General features: G+C 70.2%; 19 protein-coding genes. 4 read left to right on the top strand and 15 right to left on the bottom strand.

The annotated features are described in order from the left end of the window. Window positions 1–140: 140 nt before the first annotated feature. From ACH5AO_RS30045 to ACH5AO_RS30035, 3 genes are all read right to left on the bottom strand, one after another. Window positions 141–3,830: an AAA family ATPase gene (locus ACH5AO_RS30045; RefSeq protein WP_398930079.1), complete on the bottom strand. Its 3,690-nt coding sequence runs from the start codon at window positions 3,828–3,830 to the stop codon at window positions 141–143. A 283-nt stretch (window positions 3,831–4,113) separates the two neighbouring features. Further along, complete coding sequence (locus tag ACH5AO_RS30040) at window positions 4,114–4,317, bottom strand: hypothetical protein (RefSeq protein ID WP_073936471.1); 204 nt, start codon at window positions 4,315–4,317, stop codon at window positions 4,114–4,116. 377 nt (window positions 4,318–4,694) lie between these two features. Continuing rightward, on the bottom strand, window positions 4,695–4,976 hold the full coding sequence (locus tag ACH5AO_RS30035; RefSeq protein WP_217130622.1) for an acylphosphatase: 282 nt from the start codon (window positions 4,974–4,976) through the stop codon (window positions 4,695–4,697). A gap of 176 nt (window positions 4,977–5,152) precedes the next feature. Here ACH5AO_RS30035 and ACH5AO_RS30030 point away from each other — a divergent pair, with 176 nt between their 5' ends. Next, window positions 5,153–6,352: a CAP domain-containing protein gene (locus tag ACH5AO_RS30030; RefSeq protein WP_398930077.1), complete on the top strand. Its 1,200-nt coding sequence runs from the start codon at window positions 5,153–5,155 to the stop codon at window positions 6,350–6,352. Between the two features lie 20 nt (window positions 6,353–6,372). On the opposite strand, the gene ACH5AO_RS30025 is transcribed toward ACH5AO_RS30030, so the two are convergent. From ACH5AO_RS30025 to ACH5AO_RS30010, 4 genes are read right to left on the bottom strand one after another with little or no spacing between them, the layout of a single operon-like run. Continuing rightward, window positions 6,373–7,614 carry a tyrosine-type recombinase/integrase gene (locus tag ACH5AO_RS30025; protein WP_398930075.1) on the bottom strand — a complete coding sequence of 414 codons (1,242 nt, stop codon included), beginning with the start codon at window positions 7,612–7,614 and terminating at the stop codon, window positions 6,373–6,375. Then, window positions 7,614–7,808, bottom strand: coding sequence for a helix-turn-helix domain-containing protein (locus tag ACH5AO_RS30020; protein ID WP_070390434.1), 195 nt, complete (start codon window positions 7,806–7,808; stop codon window positions 7,614–7,616). The genes ACH5AO_RS30025 and ACH5AO_RS30020 overlap by 1 nt, the downstream gene beginning before the upstream one ends. After that, window positions 7,805–9,202, bottom strand: coding sequence for a replication initiator protein RepSA (gene repSA / locus ACH5AO_RS30015; RefSeq protein ID WP_398930174.1), 1,398 nt, complete (start codon window positions 9,200–9,202; stop codon window positions 7,805–7,807). Before repSA ends, ACH5AO_RS30020 begins: the two co-directional genes overlap by 4 nt. Before the next feature lie 26 nt (window positions 9,203–9,228). Continuing rightward, complete coding sequence (locus ACH5AO_RS30010) at window positions 9,229–9,756, bottom strand: hypothetical protein (protein ID WP_398930072.1); 528 nt, start codon at window positions 9,754–9,756, stop codon at window positions 9,229–9,231. A gap of 194 nt (window positions 9,757–9,950) precedes the next feature. On the opposite strand from ACH5AO_RS30010, the gene ACH5AO_RS30005 reads away from it, so the two are divergent. Together ACH5AO_RS30005 and ACH5AO_RS30000 are read left to right on the top strand one after the other, a co-directional pair. Next, window positions 9,951–10,709 carry a GntR family transcriptional regulator gene (locus ACH5AO_RS30005; protein WP_398930070.1) on the top strand — a complete coding sequence of 253 codons (759 nt, stop codon included), beginning with the start codon at window positions 9,951–9,953 and terminating at the stop codon, window positions 10,707–10,709. Then, entirely contained in the window at window positions 10,706–11,263 is a 558-nt protein-coding gene (locus ACH5AO_RS30000; protein ID WP_398930068.1) for an AAA family ATPase, read from the top strand. The genes ACH5AO_RS30005 and ACH5AO_RS30000 overlap by 4 nt, the downstream gene beginning before the upstream one ends. Window positions 11,264–11,660: 397 nt before the next feature. Here the strand turns inward: ACH5AO_RS30000 and ACH5AO_RS29995 are convergent, their stop codons facing one another. Beyond that, on the bottom strand, window positions 11,661–12,128 hold the full coding sequence (locus tag ACH5AO_RS29995) for a hypothetical protein (protein WP_133027291.1): 468 nt from the start codon (window positions 12,126–12,128) through the stop codon (window positions 11,661–11,663). A gap of 277 nt (window positions 12,129–12,405) precedes the next feature. Between ACH5AO_RS29995 and ACH5AO_RS29990 the strand changes: the two genes are divergently transcribed. After that, the gene (locus ACH5AO_RS29990) at window positions 12,406–12,804 is read left to right on the top strand and encodes a winged helix-turn-helix transcriptional regulator (RefSeq protein ID WP_398930066.1); all 399 of its coding nucleotides are present in this window, start codon (window positions 12,406–12,408) and stop codon (window positions 12,802–12,804) included. Here the strand turns inward: ACH5AO_RS29990 and mutM are convergent. The 7 genes from mutM to rsmD all read right to left on the bottom strand — a co-directional run bounded on the left by mutM (window position 12,777) and on the right by rsmD (window position 17,880). Then, entirely contained in the window at window positions 12,777–13,637 is an 861-nt protein-coding gene (mutM, locus tag ACH5AO_RS29985; RefSeq protein WP_398930064.1) for a bifunctional DNA-formamidopyrimidine glycosylase/DNA-(apurinic or apyrimidinic site) lyase, read from the bottom strand. The genes ACH5AO_RS29990 and mutM overlap by 28 nt on opposite strands. 209 nt (window positions 13,638–13,846) lie before the next feature. Beyond that, the gene (rnc, locus tag ACH5AO_RS29980) at window positions 13,847–14,665 is read right to left on the bottom strand and encodes a ribonuclease III (RefSeq protein WP_398930172.1); all 819 of its coding nucleotides are present in this window, start codon (window positions 14,663–14,665) and stop codon (window positions 13,847–13,849) included. 19 nt (window positions 14,666–14,684) lie between these two features. Next, complete coding sequence (gene rpmF / locus ACH5AO_RS29975) at window positions 14,685–14,858, bottom strand: 50S ribosomal protein L32 (protein ID WP_003951102.1); 174 nt, start codon at window positions 14,856–14,858, stop codon at window positions 14,685–14,687. Between the two features lie 2 nt (window positions 14,859–14,860). Continuing rightward, window positions 14,861–15,505 carry a YceD family protein gene (locus tag ACH5AO_RS29970; protein ID WP_361738968.1) on the bottom strand — a complete coding sequence of 215 codons (645 nt, stop codon included), beginning with the start codon at window positions 15,503–15,505 and terminating at the stop codon, window positions 14,861–14,863. Between the two features lie 128 nt (window positions 15,506–15,633). Next, window positions 15,634–16,698: a cell division initiation protein gene (locus tag ACH5AO_RS29965; RefSeq protein WP_398930062.1), complete on the bottom strand. Its 1,065-nt coding sequence runs from the start codon at window positions 16,696–16,698 to the stop codon at window positions 15,634–15,636. Between the two features lie 88 nt (window positions 16,699–16,786). After that, the gene (coaD, locus tag ACH5AO_RS29960; protein WP_398930060.1) at window positions 16,787–17,266 is read right to left on the bottom strand and encodes a pantetheine-phosphate adenylyltransferase; all 480 of its coding nucleotides are present in this window, start codon (window positions 17,264–17,266) and stop codon (window positions 16,787–16,789) included. Window positions 17,267–17,292: 26 nt separating this feature from the next. Beyond that, window positions 17,293–17,880: a 16S rRNA (guanine(966)-N(2))-methyltransferase RsmD gene (gene rsmD, locus ACH5AO_RS29955; RefSeq protein WP_398930058.1), complete on the bottom strand. Its 588-nt coding sequence runs from the start codon at window positions 17,878–17,880 to the stop codon at window positions 17,293–17,295. Window positions 17,881–17,905: the final 25 nt, after the last annotated feature.

Genomic DNA, 17,905 nt, shown 5'->3' with positions numbered 1-17,905 from the left:
GTCCAGCTGAAGGTACCTGAAGGTAAAAACAACATTGCAGAGACTATGCCTTCAACTTTTGAAGTCAATAGGCCATGTGCTGTGAGTTTTAAGACGTGAGGAAGTAGAGATCGTTCAGGACTTGAAGATTGTGTGCCGGTCTAGCGGAGCCGCTGGCTGATGACCTTGGAGACGCCGTCGCCCTGCATGGAGACGCCGTAGAGCGCGTCGGCGACCTCCATGGTGCGCTTCTGGTGCGTGATCACGATCAGCTGCGAGGCCTCCTGCAGCTCCTGCATGATCCGGATCAGCCGCTGGAGGTTGGTGTCGTCGAGGGCGGCCTCGACCTCGTCCATGACGTAGAACGGGCTGGGCCGCGCCTTGAAGATCGACACGAGCATCGCCACGGCGGTCAGCGACCGCTCGCCGCCCGAGAGCAGGGAGAGCCGTTTGACCTTCTTGCCGGGCGGACGCGCCTCGACGTCCACGCCCGTGGTGAGCATGTTGTCCGGGTCGGTCAGCACCAGCCGTCCCTCACCGCCCGGGAACAGCCGGGAGAAGACGCCCTCGAACTCGCGCGCGGTGTCCCGGTAGGCCTCGGTGAAGACCTGCTCGACGCGTTCGTCGACCTCCTTGACGACCTGGAGCAGGTCCGCGCGGGTCTTCCTCAGGTCCGCCAGCTGTTCGCTGAGGAACTGGTGGCGTTCCTCCAGCGCCGCGAACTCCTCCAGGGCGAGCGGGTTCACCTTGCCGAGTTGCTGGTAGGCGCGCTCGGCGGCCTTCAGTCGCTTCTCCTGCTCGGCCCGTACGAAGGGCCGGGGCCTGTTGCGCGGGTGCTCGGGGTCCTCCGGCAGCTCCTCACCCTCGGCGGGGGGCGAGGGCGGCACCGGCTGCTGCGGGCCGTACTCCGCCACCAGCCCGGCCGGTTCGACACCCAGTTCCTCCAGCGCCTTGGTCTCCAGCTGCTCCATCCGCAGCCGTTTCTCGGCGCCGAGTACCTCGCCCCGGTGAACTGAATCCGTCAACTTGTCGAGTTCCGCCTTGAGATCGCGCCCCTCGGCGCGGGCGCGGGCGAGTTCCCGCTCGCGGCGGGCCTTGGCGACGTCGGCGGCGGTGCGCTCCTGGTCGGCGCGGGCGAGGGAGACCTCGACGTGCGCGAGGAGGGTGCGGGCGCCGGCGGCGACGGCCCGGGCGACTTCCGTCTCGTGGCGCAGCCGGGCCCGGCGCTGTTCGGCACGCGCGCGTGCCTCGCGTTCCGCGCGGGCGGCGCGGTCGAGGGAGTCGGCCCGTCCGGCGAGCCCCTTGACCCGTTCCTCGTGCGTACGGGCCTGGAGGCGGGCCTCCATCTCGGTCTGGCGGGCGTTGGCCCCGTCGGCGGCGAGCCGGTCGCGCACGGAGGTGTCGGGCTCCTCCTCGAACGGCGTCTCCTCGGCGACGGCGAGCCTCTCGGCGAGTTCCTCGACGTCGGCGAGCGCCTTGTCGAGGGCTTCCTGCGCCCGGGCCGCGGCGGCATCGGCCCGCTCGGCCTCTCCGGCGGCGCCGCGCGCCTGCCCGGCGAGCCTGCCGAGCCGCTGGGCGACGGAGGACTTCTCCCGGTCCGCGGCCCGGCGCCGCTCGGCGAGTTCCTCGACGAGGGCCGCGCACTCCCGGCGCCGCCCGGCCGCCGTCTCCTGCGCCTCGGCCAGCTCCGCGCACCGCACGGCCAGCTCCTCCAGCTCGGCGGCGGCCTCGTCCACGGACGCCTGTACTTCCAGCAGGCTGGGGGCGCCTGCCGAACCGCCCTGCGCGAGGTGGGTGCCGAGGAGGTCGCCTTCGGCGGTGACGGCGGTGAGGTCGGGGTGGGCGGCGACGACTTCCCCGGCGTCCTCCAGGGTGCCGACGACGACGATGCGGTCCAGTAGCCGTCGCACGGCCGGCATGAGAGCGGGGGGTCCGCTGACGAGGTGCTCGGCGGGGAGGGCGGCTACGGGTTCGCTGCGGCCGGTCGCGCGGTTCCCCGTGTCCCTTCGAGGCGCTGCGGCGGGCCCCTCCGCCAGGTTCTCGGCGGGACGCTCCGCGGATGCGCCGGCGGCTGGGGGTTCGCTGTGGCCGGTCGCGTGGTCTCCCTCGTCCCTTCGGGGCGCTGTTTCGGCTGCTTCCGCCAGGAGGAGGGTCGCTCGGCCCGCGTCCTGTTTGCGCAGGAGACGGATCGCGTCGGCCGCGGCGGACGGTGAGGTGACCGCGAGGGCGTCCGCCGCCGTGCCGAACGCGGCCGCGAGCGGTACCTCGTAGCCGGGCGTCACCGTCAGCAGTTCCGCGGCCGGCCCCAGCAACCCGGTGAGGCGGTCCTTCGCGTTCAGCAAGGCGCCGGTGCCGTCCTTGCGGCGCAGGCCGAGCGCGAGGGTCTCGTGGCGGGCCTGGGTCGCGGCGCGCCGTCGTTCCGCGGCGGTGACCGCCTCGCGGGCGGCGGCGAGTGCGGTCTCGGCCTCCGCGAGCCGCCGCTTGGCGTCCTCGTGCCGCTCGGCGAGTTCGGCGTCGTCCGCGTCGAGGCCGTCGACCTCGGCCTTGAGGGCCTCGTACTCCTCCTGCGCGGCGACGGCCCGCTCCCTGGCCTCGTCACGGGCGGCGGCCAGCCGCTCGATCTCCGCCTGGGCGGCGGCGGCACGCGAACGGGCCGCGCCCACCTGTCCCTTGAGCCGGGCGAGCCCTTCACGCCGGTCGGCGATGGCCCGCGCGGCGTCCTTCAGGCGCCGTTCCTCCTGGGCGAGTTCGCGTTCCAGCTCCGCGCGGTGGGCGACCGTGTCCTCCAGGGCGCGTTCGGCCGCCTCCAGGGCTGCCTCCAGTTCGGCCTCCTGTTCCCGGATGCGCGCGGCCTCGCGCTCCATGTCCTCCGGGTCCCGGCCGCGCCGCTCCTCGGGGGGCGCGGAGGTCGCGCTCTTCACGCGCGCGTCGGCCAGCGAGATCGTGCCGCGCACCCGCTCGGCGAGCTGGGAGAGCTCGTACCAGGTCTGCTGGGTGCTGTGCAGCCGCGGGGTGAGCCGGCGCACCTCGTCCTCCAGGTGGGCCTCGCGCCGGAGGGCCTTCCCCAGCTCGGCCTCGGCCGCCTCCTTGCGCTCCTTGAGGGCCGCCTCGTCGGCGATCTCGGCCTGCAGCGCCTCGCGCAGCCGTACGAGGTCGTCAGCGAGCAGCCGCAGCCGGGCGTCGCGCAGCTCGGCCTGGATGACGGCGGCCCGTCGCGCGACGGCGGCCTGGCGGCCGAGTGGCTTGAGCCGGCGCCGCAGTTCTTCGGTGAGGTCCTGCACGCGGGCGAGGTTGGCCTGCATCGCGTCCAGCTTCCGCAGCGCCTTCTCCTTGCGCTTGCGGTGCTTGAGGACACCGGCGGCCTCCTCGATGAAGGCGCGGCGGCCCGTGGGGTCGGCGTGCAGCACGGAGTCGAGCCGGCCCTGGCCGACGATGACGTGCATCTCCCGGCCGATGCCGGAGTCGGAGAGCAGTTCCTGGATGTCGAGGAGCCGGCAGGTGTCGCCGTTGATCTGGTACTCGCTGCCGCCGTTGCGGAACATGATCCGCGTGATGGTGACCTCGGCGTACTCGATGGGGAGGGCGCCGTCGGAGTTGTCGATGGTCAGGGACACCTCGGCACGGCCCAGCGGCGGGCGGCCGGTGGTGCCGGCGAAGATGACGTCCTCCATCTTGCCGCCGCGCAGCGACTTGGCGCCCTGCTCGCCCATGACCCAGCTGAGCGCGTCCACGACATTGGACTTGCCCGAGCCGTTCGGACCCACGACGCAGGTGATCCCCGGCTCGAAGCGGAGTGTGGTCGCGGAGGCGAACGACTTGAAGCCGCGGAGGGTCAGGGCCTTGAGGTGCACGCCGTCGGACTCTACCCGCCGGTCAGGTCTCACTCCATGAACGCACGGTTTCGCGGGTGAACGCGCAGGGCACACCAGACGTTGAAGACGGTGAAAGGATGCGCGGGTCAAGGAGCGCCGTGCGCGGGGGCGTGGGTGCCGGGGGCGAGGTCGCGGAGGCGGGAAAGAAAGAAGGGACGCCGGGGGCGTCCCTTGCAGTTCTGACTGCTTGGCGGTGGTGACGGGCGGGCCCGACCACCGCTGTGCTGTTCGTACAGCGGTGAAGTGATCAGCGGTGCGATGATCAGGTGAGCGCAGGCTCCGCCTGGTGTGCGTCAACGCTCTCCATGATCCTGTCGTGAGAAGCGGCAGCCGAAAGCGCGTCGTTCTCCGCCTGGATCCGTACGAGCTCGGATTCCAGGTCCTGGACGCGCTGCTGGAGCCGTCGCATCTCGGCGAGGAGTCGCGGGTCGGAGCCGCCGACGTAACCGAGAAGCGCCTTTGCCATGATGGATGGTCCTCCACAATGAGTGACCGACCGATGCGGTGTGGGTCGTGAGGGATTCGCACCCGCGGTGCTTGGCAGGCCTGGAGTTGTGCTGCCGTTCAGCCATGCCAAACAGCTAAGGTGCGCGGGGCTTTCAGCGTCTCACCAAAAAGTTTGAGGGTCAACACGATCACGCCCCGTATGGGCGGACAACCGGGCGCGCACGGCCGGCGAACGGCGGCGGCGCGCGTCTCACGGGTCCTCGGGACGTGGCGATCATCCTGGCGGCCGGCGCCGCCCACGGCAAGCCCTTCTCGGCAATCACCAGGACTTTTTCTCCGGAAAGGGCTTGGCGCCCGGACCGTCCGCGACGCTCGGGGCCGCCGGAGCGAGCGGGATCAGCGGACGGCGAAGCCCTCGTAGCCGCCGCGCGGTGTGTCCCAGATCTCGGTGACCCCGTCCACGCGTCCGGGCGTGTCGCCGCCCTGGAGCCAGCCGAGCAGCCCTTCGCAGCGTTCGCGGGCGCCCTCGGCGACCACTTGGACCCTGCCGTCGCCCAGGTTGAGGGCGAAACCACTCAGGCCGCCGATCTCCAGCGCCTTGGCCCGGGTGAACCAGCGGAAACCCACACCTTGGACATGGCCGCGCACCCAGGCGACCAGTCGCACATCCTCGCTCATGGCTGCAACCTAACCGGACAAAGCCACTAGGGGCACACCGTGCCCTTGCGTCATGCGGTAGCGTCCCCACCCATGAATCTCATATGAAACTCACTCGTTCGTGTGAGTTTCGTGATCGTCGCGTTTCGGGTTGGTCGCCAGCACGAGTCGACCGCAAGGACGAGGAAGGCCAGGACATGGGACGCCACCGACGCTCCGCCGCCGGCCGCGCCGCCACGGGCCGCGCCACCGGGGTCACCCACGACGACCTCCACGGCGGCGGCCCGCACTCGAGAGGCGACCGGGGGGACGGCCCGCCCACGATGGGCACCGCGCCGTACCTGAACCCGGAGGCGTACGCCGAGACGTACGCGCGGAGCGCGGCCTACCTCTACGCGACGGACGGCGCCGACATCCCCGCCGGGGGCAGCGACTTCACCCGTGGCGGCTTCCCCGACGCCGGCTTCTCCACGGGCCCGGACCGGATCGGTCACGCCTTCCCCGGTGACGGACTCCCGCCCGACGACGCGCCCCGCGGCGGCGGACACCGGCGCCGGAAGAAGAAGGCCGCGGCCCCGGTCCGTACCGGCCTGCTCGGCGTCTCCGCCGCGGTGGCCCTCGGCACGGTGGCGGTGGCCACGGGCGCGGTGCCCGGTCTGGAGAACTACCGGCTCGGCGGCGACAGCACCCCCGGTGACAGCGTGCAGGCCGGGGACCTGCCCACCAACTCGCCCGGTGAGCAGGGCGGCAGGTCCGGCAGCCTGGAGAGCCCGAGCCGTGACGCCGGCACCCCGGCGAGCCGCGGCACCGAGCGCTCCACCTCGCCCGAACCGTCCGCGTCGGCCTCGGCGTCGGCCGCGCCGACGAAGACTCCGGAGAAGAAGACCCCGGAGAAGAGGACTTCGGAGAAGGAGGAGACCGCTGCGGCCCCGGAGAAGACCGCGGAGGAGGTGCCGTCCCGCAAGGCGACGCCGGAGCCGGAGAAGGAGACGAGCAGCAGTCCGGTGGCCGGGTCGGCGGAGGCCGTCGCCGGGGCCGAGGTGCTCCGGCTGGTCAACGTGGAGCGGGCCAAGGCGGGGTGCAGTCCGGTCACCTCGGACAGCGCGCTGACCGGTCTGGCCACGGCGTTCAGCGACGACATGGCCGCCCGCGGCTTCTTCGACCACACGAACCCCGACGGCGACACCCCGTGGGACCGGGCCGAGGCGGCCGGCATAAGCAACCTGGGCGGCGAGAACATCGCCCGGGGCCAGAGCGACGCCGAGTCCGTGATGCAGTCCTGGATGGACAGCCCCGGCCACAAGGCGAACATACTGAACTGCGACTTCAAGACGCTGGGCGTGGGCGTCCACATGGGGTCGGGCGGCCCGTGGTGGACCCAGAACTTCGGGTATTGAAATAACCGCAGGTCAGACGGCTAGGCACCCTCGTGGGCCGTCTCCGGGCCGTCAACGGCGGGTTCCGCCTCCGAGAAGATGCGGTCCACGGCGGCCCGGGTCCGGCTCCCGCTGGACGGCATCAGGTGCGTGTACGTCCGGAGCGTGAAGCCGGGGTCGTGGTGTCCCAGGTACTCGCTGAGAGCCTTGATGCTCTCCCCCGCGTCCAGCAGCACCGAGGCGTAGAAGTGTCGCAAGGCGTGCATGCCGTTGTCCCGGCCGGTCTCGACACCCGCGTCCCGAAGCGCCGGCCGCCACACGCGATCGTTGAAGCGGTTCCGGTCGAGCGGCAGCCCGGCAGGGCCAGTGAAGATGAGAGATGCCGTCATGGGAGGACCATCGAGGTTCTTCCACGGAAGCGTGACCCGCGTCGCGGGATGGCGCTTGAGGTGAGCAGCCAGGGCGAAGGCCACGGACGTGGGCAGAGGAACGTCACGCTCCTTGCCGCCCTTCGGCGGAGCGAACACCGGCCGGTGCTGCCGCAGTAGCTTGACCTGCCGGACGACGTGGACCACTCCCCCGAGGAAGTCGACGTCTTCCACGGCCAGGCCGAAGACCTCCCCCTGGCGCAGTCCGCACCCGGCAGCGACGTTGACGAGCGCCTGGTAGCGGTCCGGCAGAGCCGAGCGCACATCCATGATCCGCTCAGCAGGCCACGGCTTGACCTTGCGAGGCTCCGGACGCGGCGCCCGCACAGACCGAGCACTGCACGGGTTGGCACGGATGATCCGGTCTTCCACGGCAGCGGTGAACACCGTGGACACGTGGGCGAAGATGCCGCGTCGGTACCCGGCGGAGAGCCCGCGGTCCTCCAGCGTCCGCAGCCAGACACGCAGATGCGACGGTGTGAAGGACGCCAGAGGCCGCGTGCCCAGGTACGGGATCGCGTGCAGGCGCAGACGGCTTTCCACCGACTCACGGGTCAGCGGGTCAGTGATCTGCGAGGCCATCCACTCGGTGGCGTACTGCTCAAACGTGATCTTGCCAGCTCCGGGGTCCACGTAGTCGCCGCGCGACATGTCGGCCTCGATGTTGGCCAGCCACTGCTCTGCCTTGCGCTTCTGCTTGTCAGGGAAGCTCTTGGACTTCTCGGAGCCGTCGGGCCCGACGTACCGGGCGCGGTAGCGCAGGCCGACGCCGAAGCGATCGGTCCTGACCTTGACGGTCTTGCCGTCGGGGTCGGTCTCGACCTTGTACCAGCGGTCTTGGACGTGTCCGGCCATCAGGCGGCCCTTTCCATCTGGGACTCGACCCAGACGCGGACGTCTTCGGGGTCGAAGCGAAGGTGCCGGCCGACGCGGAAGCCCCGCGGTCCGGTCTGCTTACGGCGCCACTGGTAGACGGTCTCGACCGGGACGCCGAGAAGGTCAGCCAGGTCGACCGGGGTCAGGTAGCGGTCGGGCAGCGAGCGCTTCATGCCCACACCTCCATGTCGTCCATGTCGTGCAGGTCAGCGAGTGCTTCGCGTGCTGTCTCACGGTTCAGGCGCAGGTCCCTGGCGATCGAGGCGGCGAGCCAGGATTCGCCAGGGGTGTGGCCCTGTCCGGCGTAGGTCCAGTGGGCGAGGACGAGCGTGGAGCCCTCCGTGTCGTCGAGGTCTTCGGAGAGCCCGCGTTCGCGGCGTTCCTGCTGGGCCCGGAAGTCGGCCCGCACCTGGCGCAGCGCACCCAGGGTGGTGGAGTACTGGCGGGACTTAGTGGAGAAGTGTCCGCGGAAGCCGAGCATGTGAGCCCACCGGGCCAGCAGCCGTTCCGGGTAGGCGTCATCGAGCGTCCAGCACGCTTCGATGAGCCGTCGGGTGTGCGTGGGCAGCGACAGCTTGTCCAGCTCGGAGAGCTCCCCAATCCGGCGGTCGACGGTGCCGGTGGTCTCGGCCGCCTTGGTGGCGTACTTGGCGACGTAGGAGGCGACCGCCTGTTCGGTCAGCTCCTCACGGCCCAAGGCACCGATGGCCTGGACGTCGACCTGGGAACCCCACCGCAGGACCCGCGCCGGGTGGTCACCGGAGGCGGACACCGGTACCGAGACGCGCCCGGCGGCAGCCCGGATCGCCCCGTCCAGCAGAGCCACCGTGGCCCACGCCGGCGGAGCGGTGTCGGGACCGGCCGGGCCGTCCAGGCGCACCACGGCGTGGAAGTGCACGGCTCCGCGCTTTTGGAACTCGGCGACCTTGCCGAAGGAGACCCGGCACACCTCCCGCATGGCCGACTGTGTCAGGCCCGCCCGCGCGGCGATCTCCCGGCGCAGGTAGATGGTGAAGCGCCGCCACAGGTCCCCGGCGTAGTTGTTGAACAGCACCGACCCCGCGTAGTCGTACGAGGCAGGGTCGAGGGCCGTACCGAGGGCGGGGTCGTCCTCGGTGTGGGAGCTCCCGCAGCGGCAGCGGCCGGAGTCGGGACGGTTGTGGACCGGGCCGAACGAGGGCGCGGTGAGGGTGGCGAAGACGCGGGGGTGATCCCGCACGGTCGCGGGCACGTCCTTGCGTTCGTCGCCGGTGATCCCGGCCCGGATCAGGTGGTAGGTGTCGCCCGCGTAGGTCCAGGCGCAGGCCGGGCAGCGCGAGGCCCGCCGGTTGCCGCACGCCACGCGGAGCATGCCGCCCGGCTCAGCCTCTGTGCTGTAGGAGTACAGGACGTCACCGGTCTTGGCATCGCGGGTCACGGTCTGGCCCTGAAGCCGGATCGGGTGAGCGCAGCCGCCGGTACGGCGAACCTGTTCCTGCCAGCGGTCGAAGCCCGGCGCGTTCGCCACCCGCAGCAGGTCCGCCAGGGTCACGGGGTCAACGCCCAGGGAGGCCGCAGCACCGGCCACGGCCTCCGGGGGGACGGGGAACACCGTCACGCGGCACCCCCGCACAGCGAGCACGGGCCGTAGCCCTCCTCGTACCACTCCGCGTCCACGTCCACGGCCCAGCACGCCCACACCTGCCGGGTGTCGCCGCACTCGGGGCACGGCCCGTCCAGCAGGAACCGAAGACCCCGCTCCCGCGCCTCATCACTCATGGAGACGGAGTACGTCACCAGCGACGCCAGCTCACCGGCCCGCCGGTCACGCTCGGGGTCAGGGAACCGCTCGGCGTGGGCCCTCTCCTGCTCGGCCGTGGCCATGTTCCGCGCGACGAAGCGCCGGTATCCGCCCTCCAGCGCGGCGACATGGCGGAGCCGGTCCAGACCCAACCGGTTGGCCCCCTGGATGATCCAGGCGACAAGCTGCGCGGTGTCCCCGCGCTTGTAGTGGTAGCCGTCCGGCAGGTCCGAGGCGTACAGCGCCACGGTCCGCTCACCGTTCGACAGATCTTCGACCGACACGGACGGCACAGATAAAGCGACCGAGGAGACGTGCTCAGCAACCAGAGTTGCGGGCATGATGGGACTTCCCTTCAAGGGAGCCAGGGGCGGCGGTTCTTCTTGGCGGTTGAGCGCCGCCCCTGGGCATGCGTAGTTGGTGCCGGACCTCGCTGATTCACGCAGCGGGTACATCCCTAAGGTTCCCTAGGGCACCTTAGGGTGTCAAGGGGTACGCTAGGGATGCAACCAACTGAGACAAGGGAGCTGACCCGATGGCAGACCAGGCCGACAATCGAGCGCCCTATGCGCAGATTGCCGCCCATTACGCGGAACTGATCACGTCCGGCGAACTACAGCCTGGCTCGCTTCTGCCGAGTATCAAGAACCTCTCGCAGGAGTGGAAGGTCAGCGCCGCGACCGCCGAGAAGGCGTTGCGGAAGCTGCGTAACGAGGGGCTCGTTAGGGGCATCCACGGCATCGGAACCGAGGTCCTGGACCGTCCTGCCCCTATGTCCTCCGGGTCTCAGCGCCAGGACCGAGGCCGCCGCACCGGGTCCAGTTGGGGAACCGGCGAACGGTCCGACTCGCACCAGGCGTCGGTGGTGCCGGCGCCCGCAGACGTGGCGCAAGCACTGGACCTCAAGCCCGGTTCCAACGTGATCCGGCGCAGCCGGGTCTACCGCGACCGACACGGCATCGTCGCGCACTCGACGTCATGGATTCCCGTCCGATACGGAGAGCTGATTCCACAGCTCACGAGCAGTGAGCGACTGACCGGGGGGACGTCCCTGCAACTCATCGCTCAGGCAACCGGACGCCCCATCACGCACCGGTTCGACACCGCGTCGGCTCGACTACTCACGCCCGAGGACGCGGAGCTGTTGGAGCTGGACCCCGAGAAGGCACCGCGGGACCCGGTGGTCGTCATGACTGCGAAGTTCGTCGACAGTGAAGGCGCCGTTGTTGAGTACGGCGTCGACCTCGGCGGCCCCGGTCGTACGTGGCAGACGGAATCGGAAGTCACCCAGTGACCGCCGTAGACAGCACTCGTCAACCGTTCTGCGTTCTCATGGCGGGGCTCCCCGGCTCAGGGAAGACCACTCTGGCCCGTGCGCTGACAGCACGAGGGTTCGTCAGACTCTGCCCGGACGAAGAGATGTTCCGCCGACATGGGGTGTACGGGGTCGACTTCCCCCGAGGGACGTTCCCGACCCTTGAGCGGCCGATCCTCGAAGAGACTTCGGTGGAGCTCCGTGAGCAGCTCCAGGCCGGGCACGATGTGGTGGTGGACCATGGCTTCTGGACGCCGGAAGACCGTGCTCACTGGCGATTGGTTGCGACCGAAGGCGGCGCGGTCTCCGTCGTTGTCTACCTCGAGGCCAGCCACGAGGAGCTGTGGTCCCGCGTGAGCAAGCGCAATGCCCGGCACGAGGACGATCCGAACTCGATCTACTTCGCCGAGAGCGACCTGATCCGCTACCGCAAGCGATTCGTGGCCCCGGAGCCCGACGAGCCACACCTTGTCTACGACGGGGACCCTGAGTCTGTTCTTAAGACGCTGCAATCGGAGCTCGACCGCTCATAGCCGGGACCACGGGGCTGCCAAGGCACGAGTTACAGGTTTCCCTACCTCATCAAGCCCCGGCTGCGCTCCGCTCCGCCGGGCGCGCTTCCCGGCTCCGCTCCGGGCGCCGCTCCTGCCTTCGGCCCGCTCCGCCCGCGCTGCGCCGACGCGCGCCCTGGTGAGGGTTGGCCGGCGGCATGAGGTCAGAACACGTCGTGGCTGGGGCGGTCGGCTCCACGGCTTTAGGCAGCCACTTTGGGGCGAGCCTCTAAGATCATGGCCCCAACGTCGTGCTTTAACGGGCAGGTCCACAGACTGCCCGACGCGCCGGAAGCTTACGGGGCCATGATCACTCGCCCCAAAGCAGCTCCAGCCCAAAGCCGCTACGCCGACCTAGTCGCGGAGGCAGGAGGAGCGCCTATGAACGACGCTCCAGACTGAAGCGCATGGCGTCGATCAGTCGATACCGAGCTTCCCGGTAAGCCCTTCGTGCCTCTACACACTCAGGATCTTCCCTCATGAAGCCGTTGATCACGCTGTCCCGGTAGCCCGCTAATTCGTTTGCAGCATTGATCGCGAGTCGTACAACCTTCACCGGCGCTGTGAGTTCAAGCTGATGCTGCCTGGCATACACGCCATGCCGTCCGATGACAGTGCGCACGTTCTCAGCCCGTTGTTCGGCTGTAAGGCCAGGGTCACGACTGGTCTGGGTGATCTCATCACGTGCTTGGGTCAGCGCCTCAACGTACTGGGCGTACGAAGTCCGCATCGCATCCCTGTCCCGCTCAGAAAGATCACGTCGCCATCGGACATGGTCTGCGGTCAGAGTGCTCACAACGCCAATGACTGCGCCAATCGCAGTCGCCACTATCGCCGTCCACTGCATGACCAGCAGCGTAAGAAGACCGAAGGCAGCTTGTTGCCCCTTTCGCCTTCTGTCCTGGCTCAGCGCCCCGCTGCTTCCAGAACTGGGGCCGTCTCCGGGCCGTCGAAGGGTGCTCAACGACGACCAACGCTGACAACCACCGACAGCTAAGTCGCAGGTCGCAGCGTTGATCGATTGCATGGCCGCAGGTCAGAACCTCGGCCCACCACTTCTTCGGGTACTGACTTTCAGTTAGCGCAATCCGGTGGTCAGCGCTGCTCTGGCGTAGGCTGGTCGTATGACGACCGTGCGGCGCCCGGAGGAGCGGGAGCTCCCCTTCAACGTGTTCGCCAAGGCGTGCCCGTCCCGCGGCACGCTGGAGCATGTGACCGGGCGCTGGGGCGCGCTGACCCTCGGCGCGCTCCACGAGGGCTCGCTCCGGTTCAACGAACTGCGCCGCCGGGTCGACGGGGTGAGCGAGAAGATGCTCTCCCAGACGCTGCACGCGCTGGAGCGCGACGGGCTGGTGCACCGCGAGGCCCAGCCGACCAACCCGCCCCGTGTGGACTACGAACTGACGCCGCTGGGCCACGAGGTCACCCGGCGTCTGCTGTCCCTCATCGAGTGCGTCGAGGGCAGCATGGACGCGGTGCTCCGGGCGCGTGATCGCTACGACGAGACGCGCGGCGCCCGCTGACACCTCGGGCAGAAGTAGCTGGACCGGTTCATCCACGCCCGTCGGCACATCGGCGTACCGCAGCGGCGGCAGGGCAGACCCTCACGTCCGTACGCGTCCAGGGACCGGTCGAAGTAGCCGGACTCCCCGTTGACGTTGACGTAGAGGCTGTCGAAGCTGGTGCCGCCCACCGCGAGCGCGGCGTTCATGACGTCCCGGACGTGGCCCAGCAGGAGCAGGGTGCGCGGGCGGGTGAAGCCGGCCGTGGGGCGCTCGTAGTGGATGCGGGCCCGCCACAGCGCCTCGTCGGCGTAGATGTTGCCGACGCCGCTGATCAGTGACTGGTCGAGCAGGGCCCGTTTGATGGTGGTCCGCCTGCGGCGCAGTGCCTGGTGGAACGCCTCCTCGTCGAAGAGCGGGTCGAGGGGGTCCCGGGCGATGTGCGCGATGACGTCGGGCAGTCCGTCGGGGGTGGTGTCGTGCAGCGACAGACCGCCGAAGGTGCGCTGGTCGACGAAGCGGAGTTCGGTGTCCAGGGCGTCGGTGAAGCGGACGCGGACGCGCAGGTGCTTCTCGTCCGGCGCCGTGCGCGGCTGGACCAGCAGCTGGCCGCTCATGCCGAGGTGGGCCAGGACCGACTGGCCGGTGTCCTCCAGGGGCAGCCACAGGTACTTGCCGCGGCGGCTGGGGACGCCGATGCGGTGCCCTTCGAGCCGGTGCGCGAAGTCGTCGGCGCCGGCCACGTGACGGCGTACCGCGCGCGGGTGCAGCACCTCGGCGTCGGCGACGGTCCGGTGGGCGACCCACCGCTCGAGTCCGCGCCGTACGACCTCGACCTCGGGCAGCTCGGGCATGGTGTCCCCTCCAAGGACCGGTGTACTGGGAGCCGTCCGGGAGGGCGTCGGCGGTCGGCGGCCCGCCGCGCCCGGCCTCTCCCCCGTGCACGGAGGCCCCGTCGCGTTCAGGTCCCCCGGACGGCTCCGGCCCGGACGGCCGGACAGGCTCTGGCGTCACGAGCGCCCGCCCCCGGTCCGGGTGCGGGCGCTCGGGTCGTGCTGTTCTCTCAGGCGGAGGCCGACGGGGCGTCGGCGCTCTCGTCGGAGGCATCGGCCTCGGCGGTCCGGACGACCTCCTCGGCCTCCGCCGCCGCCTTGGCGCGCTCGTCCGCGGCGGCGCGGATGGCGCGCCACGCGGACTCGGCGGCCTGCTGCTCCGCCTCCTTCTTGCTGCGGCCGGTGCCGGTGCCGTACGAGACGCCTCCGACGCGGGCGGCAGCAGTGAAGGTCTTCTCGTGGTCGGGGCCGGTCTCCGTGACCAGGTACTCGGGCACGCCGAGTCCTTCGGTCGCGGTGAGCTCCTGGAGGCTGGTCTTCCAGTCCAGGCCGGCACCGAGGTTGGAGGACTTCTCGATCAGCGGGTCGAACAGGCGGTGCACCAGCTCCGCCGCCGAGTCCAAGCCCTGGTCGAGATAGACCGCGCCGATCACCGCTTCCAGGGTGTCGGCGAGGATGGACGCCTTGTCCCGGCCGCCCGTGCCCTCTTCACCGCGACCGAGCCGGATGAAGGAGCCCAGGTCGAGCCCACGGCCCACCTCCGCCAGCGCACGCGAGTTGACCACCGCGGCCCGCAGCTTGGCCAGCTGTCCTTCGGGCAGGTCGGGGTGGGTGCGGTACAGCGTGTCCGTGACGACGAGGCCGAGCACGGAGTCCCCGAGGAACTCCAGCCGCTCGTTCGTCGGCAGGCCGCCGTTCTCGTACGCGTAGGAACGGTGGGTCAGCGCACGCACCAGAAGGGCGGACTCGAGCTTGTACCCGAGCCGCCCTTCCAGAAGCGTGTGGGACGAGGCCTGGTTGTCCGCTGAGTTCTTCTTCGGCGTCGACACAGTGCCTCTCACCAGCCGCTCAGACCTCGAGGACCTGGCGCTTGTTGTAAGTGCCGCAAGACGGGCACGCGATGTGCTGCTGCTTGGGCTCGTGGCAGCGCTCGCACGCAACCAGGGTGGGGACCGCAGCCTTCCACTGCGACCGGCGGTGGCGCGTGTTGCTGCGCGACATCTTCCGCTTCGGAACAGCCACGGCTACTTCTCCTGCTTCTCGTCGACGCCCGGTTCGGCGCCGCTCATCTCGTCCTTCTCGCCGTCCTTGACGGTGCCGGCGAGTCCCTGCAAAGCCGCCCAACGGATGTCGACGGCGTCATGGTGGTGGTCCGGGTCGTCCGCGAGCCGTGCTCCGCACTCGGAGCACAGACCCGGGCAGTCTTCCCGGCACACCGGCTGCATCGGCAGTGCGAGCACCACCGCATCGCGCAGCACGGGCTCGAGGTCGAACATGCCGTCCTCGAGGAAGAGCCTGTCCTCGTCGTCCTCGGCGTCGTCGCCCGGTTCCGCGATCACGCGGCCCCGGTCGTCGGCGTCAGGGTACGAGAACATCTCCTGGAAGTCCGCTTCGAGCTCCTGCTCCAGCGGCTCCAGACACCTTACGCACTCCCCCTCGGCCTTGGCACGGGCGGTGCCTGTGACGAGCACACCTTCCATGACCGACTCGAGCCGGAGTTCGAGCTCCACCGGGGCGCCTTCCGGCACTCCGATGACGTCCTTGATCCCGAGGTCCTGGGGAGCGTCGACCGTGCGGGTCAGGCGCTGCAGCGCACCGGGCCGCCGCCCCAGCTCGTGCGTGTCGAACACGAGGGGGTTGCGGTGGTCGAGGCGGGCGTTCAGAGCCATTCCTGCTTTCGGTCTTCGAGCTCAGAGGTACCGCTGCCGTGCGATGTTCCCGGGCAGCGTGGATCGCGGACACAAGCGCGACCGAAGAGCCAGGATACTGGACCTTTCGCTCTCGGCCCAATCCGCCCCTACAGGCCCCGCTCGCGCTCGTAGGCCCGCAGTTGTTCGGGCGTGATCATGCTGGTGTCGAAGAGGCTGGTCTCGTCCAGGGCGTAGCCCTGCTGGGCCTGCTGTGCCTGCTGGTCGTGCCCGGCCTGCCGCCCCTGGTCCGGGTCGTACGCCTGCGCGTCGTAGCCCTGGTACGCGGCGTACGGGTCCGGCTGCTGCTGATAGCCGTAGGCGTCCTGCCCGGCGCCGTACTGCTGCTGGTAGTCGGCGTAGGGGTCCGGCTGCTGATAGCCGTACGCGGGCTCCGGCTGGGCGTAGGGCTGCTGCTGCGGCGGCTCGGGCTGCCTGGCCGGGGCGGCGTCCTGCTCGGCGAGGGACGCGAGGTCGGCGAGGTAGTCGGCGTCGCTGGAGTGCCGGACGGTCGTCGGGTCGTCGGCGAGGGCGCCGAGGTCGTCGCTGGCGATCCGGCCGTGCAGCTTCTGCCGGCCCTTCCCGACCGCCTCCAGGGTCTTGGCGAGGACCGCCTCGAAGGCGCCGAGCTTGACGTCGACGTACTCGTCGGCGGTGCGGCGCAGGGTCTCCGGGTCGTGGCTGCGCTCGGGGGCGTCCTCGTCCTCGTAGCCCTGCTCGTCGAGGCCGGGGCCGGTGCCGAGCAGCTTCTCCCGGCCGCGGCCGACCGAGCCGAGCGTCTTGGTGAGGACGACCTCGAAGTTGGCCAGCTTGGAGTCGACGTAGTCGTCGGCCTCCGCGCGGACCTCCTCGGCCTCCCTGCGGGCCTCCTCGAGGATCCGGTCGGCCTCGGCCTGGGAGCGGCGGGCGATCTCCGTGTCGGAGATCAGGGAGCCGCGCTGCGCGTGCGCGCCCTCGATGATCCGCTCGGCCTCCTGGCGGGCCTGCTCGACCATCTGCTCCCGGCCGCCGATCAGTTCCTCGGCCTGGGCGAGGGAGTCGGGCAGCGCCGCGCGCACCTCTTCGAGCATCGCGAGCAGTTCGGCGCGGTTGACCACGCACGAGGCCGACATGGGCATCGACCGGGCACTGGAGACCGCGGCGACGATCTCATCGAGCTTCTTCTGCACGTCCACCGTGTGCTCGCCACTCCCTACAGCTGTGTTGGAGACGGACGGGACGACTGTACGGCGCTGGGGCGTCCGGTGGACACCGGGCGGCCGGTCAGTCCCGGCGCAGGCGTTCGGTGAGGGCCGTCAGAACCTCCGGCGGCACCAGGTGGGAGACGTCGCCGCCCCAGGCCGCGACCTCCTTGACGAGCGAGGAGGACAGGAAGCTGTAGGTGGGGTTGGTGGGGACGAAGAGGGTCTCCACGCCCGAGAGGCCGTTGTTCATCTGGGCCATCTGCAGTTCGTAGTCGAAGTCGCTGACCGCGCGCAGGCCCTTGACGATGGCGGGGATCTCGCGTTGCTTGCAGAAGTCGACGAGCAGGCCGTGGAAGGCCTCGACGCGGACGTTGCCGTACTCGGTGGTGACCCGGCGGATCAGGTCGATCCGCTCCTCGATCTCGAACAGGCCCTTCTTGGACTGGTTGATCATCACCGCGACGTAGACCTCGTCGTACAGCCGGGAGGCCCGGGCGATGATGTCGAGGTGTCCGTTGGTGATCGGGTCGAACGACCCGGGGCATACGGCGCGGCGCACTTGTGATCCCTCGCTCTCCGGTCCGGTCATCGTGCGTCTTCGCACGTAGAGGCGGCGCGACCGTACCAAAACGTTCCCTCGCCGTAGCGACGGGCCCGGATCGCCTCGAAGCCGGGTGGCCAGCCGAATTCCCCTCCTCGGGTGCTGCGCTCCACGGTGACGAGGGCTTCCTCGGCGAGCCAGCCCTCCGTGCGGAGTGTGAGCAGGATCTCGCGAAGATCGGCGTCGGAGACGGCGTAGGGCGGGTCGAGGAAGACGAGGTCGTAGGGCTCTCGCGGGGGCGCGGCACGGATGATCTGTTCCGCTTTGCCGGATCTGACCTCGGCGCCGGGGAGTCCGAGCGACTTCACGTTCTCCCGGACCGTGCGGACGGCGCGGGCGTCGGCCTCCACCAGCAGGACGTGTCCCGCGCCCCGGGACAGTGCCTCCAGGCCGACGGCGCCGGAACCGGCGTACAGGTCGAGGACGCGGTCGCCGTCCAGCGGGCCGCCGAGCAGGGACTGCCAGGTGGAGAAGAGGCCCTCGCGCGCGCGGTCGGAGGTCGGGCGGGTCCCCTGTCCCGGCGGAACGGCCAGGCGGCGTCCGCCGGCCGCGCCGGCGATCACGCGAGTCATGTCCTCGGTCCTTGTCGGTGTGTGC

Source organism: Streptomyces sp. NPDC018964 (assembly GCF_044390325.1).
Classification (GTDB): Bacteria; Actinomycetota; Actinomycetes; order Streptomycetales; family Streptomycetaceae; genus Streptomyces.
The sequence above is the reverse complement of the archived record's forward strand: the minus strand, read 5'-3'. Positions and strand labels throughout refer to the sequence as shown.